This is a genomic window from Streptomyces niphimycinicus (assembly GCF_018883605.1).
GTDB lineage: Bacteria > Actinomycetota > Actinomycetes > Streptomycetales > Streptomycetaceae > Streptomyces > Streptomyces niphimycinicus.
Map to the genome: position 1 here is coordinate 1 of NZ_JAHLEM010001173.1, position 2,412 is coordinate 2,412.

Consider the following 2,412-nt stretch of genomic DNA (forward strand, 5'->3'; position numbering starts at 1 on the left):
GTGAGCGTCGCGCTGGTCGAGCAGCCGTGGCGGGTGGCGGGCAAGAAGATCGCGCCCGCGCCCTCGACCCTGGACACCGGCTGGCGCGCCCTGTGGCCCGCGCTGGAGAAGGCCGGGCTGCCGATCGTGGCGGGCGGTCGCAGCGCCGGGGCGCGGGTGGCCTGCCGGACCGGCCGGGAGCTGGGCGCGAAGGCCGTGCTGGCGCTGTCGTTCCCGCTGCACACACCCGGCAAGCCGGAGCGCTCCAAGGCCGATGAGCTGCTGGCCGTGGGGGTGCCGACGCTGATCGTCCAGGGCGGCCGGGACCCCTTCGGACGGCCGGAGGAGTTCCCGGAGCTGCCCGCGGAGATGGAGCTCGTGACGGTGCCGTACGGCGATCACGGCTTCGGCCTGCCGAAGTCGGCGGACCTCGACGAGCCCGCGGCGCTCGCCCTGATCACCGGCGCCGTCGCCGACTGGCTGCCGCGCGCCCTGGCCTGACCTGCGCGGCCCCGGAGAGGCGGGCCGGGCGCCGGGCGCGGGAATGCGACGGACGGGTCCCGTGTTGTAAGGGCCGTTGGTGCTCACCGTGTAAGAGGCACCGATACGCGGAATACGAGGAAAGGGAGTTCCCCGCATGGGTTCGCTTGCTTGCCCGGCCCGTCCGCACGGCGCTGACCTCGACTGGTCGCAGCTTCAGGCGGCACAGGCTGTGAAGATCGGAGCGGCGGGCGCACCGGATCGTCGTCTATTCTCCGATTCGAGCGGGTCCACATCCGGACCCGACGCGAAGCTGGAGGAGGTGGGTCAGGTCACTGGGACCGACGCAGGGACCGACGGCGTTACCGAGGGAGAGCCGGTCGAGCGGTCGCAGGAGACGTCCTCGGAGCGCAACGCGCGCTTTGAGCGGGACGCCCTTGCCTTCCTGGACCAGATGTACTCGGCCGCGCTGCGGATGACGCGGAACCCGGCCGACGCCGAGGACCTGGTGCAGGAGATGTACGCCAAGGCGTACGGGTCCTTCCACCAGTTCCGCGAGGGCACCAACCTCAAGGCGTGGCTGTACCGCATCCTGACCAACACCTTTATCAACTCGTACCGCAAGAAGCAGCGGGAGCCCCAGCGCAGCGCGGCCGAGGAGATCGAGGACTGGCAGCTCGCCCGTGCCGAGTCGCATATGTCGACCGGTCTTCGTTCTGCCGAGTCGCAGGCCCTCGACCACCTGCCCGACTCCGATGTCAAGGCAGCCCTTCAGGCCATCCCCGAGGAGTTCCGCATCGCGGTCTATCTGGCGGATGTCGAGGGCTTTGCCTACAAGGAGATCGCGGACATCATGGGTACACCCATCGGTACGGTGATGTCCCGACTGCACCGTGGGCGCCGCCAGCTCCGTGATCTGCTCGAGGACTACGCCCGTGGGCGCGGGCTGGTTCCCGCGGGCGCGGCCGCCGGGGCGGACGAGTCGCACGATCGGAAAGGCGCGGACTCATGAGCTGCGGAGAGCCGCATGAGACGGACTGCTCCGAGGTTCTCGATCACCTCTACGAGTTCCTCGACCACGAAATGCCGGACGGCGACTGCGCCAAGTTCGAGGTGCATTTCGACGAGTGCTCTCCGTGCCTGGAGAAGTACGGCCTCGAGAAGGCCGTGAAGAAGCTCGTCAAGCGGTGCTGCGGCCAGGACGACGTGCCCAGCGACCTCCGTTCGAAGGTCATGGGGCGGATCGAGCTGATCCGCTCCGGGCAGGTGGTGCCCGAGCGTGAGGTCACCGCGGAGACGAACGCTCCGACCACCGCCCAGGAGTGACCCCCGGCCTTGAGCGTCGGCGTTGACGCCCGGCCTTTAGCGCCGGCGTTGACCCCCGGCCTTGAGCGCCGGTGGATCGTCGCTCGATGACCGTTCGCCGATCGGGTGCGTTGAAACTACTGCCCGTCGACCGTCCGTCGAGCGTCTGTCGATTGACCGCCCGCCGATCCTCGACCTGCCGGGGGATCGTCAACGAGCCGGGCGGGTTCCGGGCCCCATCTTCGGTGATCAGATCATCACTCGAAGGGGTGTAATCGGACAGTCCCTCCGATCTCAGCCGCCCCAGTCCGGCCTAAGCTCCCCAACCACCTGACCCGCCCCCGTCCCAGAGGGGCGGCGCAACGGACGTGGATGGGGAGGAGGACACCGTGCGGGCACTTCCTCACGGGGCGCGCGCCTATGTCCTGTGCGCCGTGCTCGCCGGGGGGCTCTGCGCCGCCCCGGCCGTTCGGCCCGGCGCGGCCGTCCCCTGGGCCACGGCCGCCCTGCTCGCCGTGGTGCACGCGGTGGGCTCCAGGGTCCGCGCCCGCTGGCCCGAATGGTGCAGCCCCGTCCTTCTGGCCGGGGCTTTTCTGCTGCCGCCCGCCGCCGCGGCGCTGGTCGCCGTGCCCGGTGCGCTGCTCGCCC

3 protein-coding genes and 1 pseudogene are annotated in these 2,412 nt (G+C 70.4%); all 4 read left to right on the top strand.

Annotation, left to right across the window (positions count from 1 at the left end; all coding sequences use genetic code 11):
• Positions 1-480 (top strand): alpha/beta hydrolase family protein (locus KN815_RS48605; RefSeq protein WP_216348138.1); only part of this gene is annotated, 480 nt, incomplete at its 5' end.
• Positions 481-781: 301 nt separating this feature from the next.
• The gene (locus KN815_RS48610; RefSeq protein WP_043235475.1) at positions 782-1,471 is read left to right on the top strand and encodes a sigma-70 family RNA polymerase sigma factor; all 690 of its coding nucleotides are present in this window, start codon (positions 782-784) and stop codon (positions 1,469-1,471) included.
• Positions 1,468-1,785, top strand: a complete 318-nt coding sequence (gene rsrA, locus KN815_RS48615; RefSeq protein WP_216348139.1) for a mycothiol system anti-sigma-R factor — start codon at positions 1,468-1,470, stop codon at positions 1,783-1,785. The genes KN815_RS48610 and rsrA overlap by 4 nt, the downstream gene beginning before the upstream one ends.
• Before the next feature lie 368 nt (positions 1,786-2,153).
• Positions 2,154-2,412 (top strand): annotated as a pseudogene (locus KN815_RS48620) (HD-GYP domain-containing protein); the annotation flags it as partial.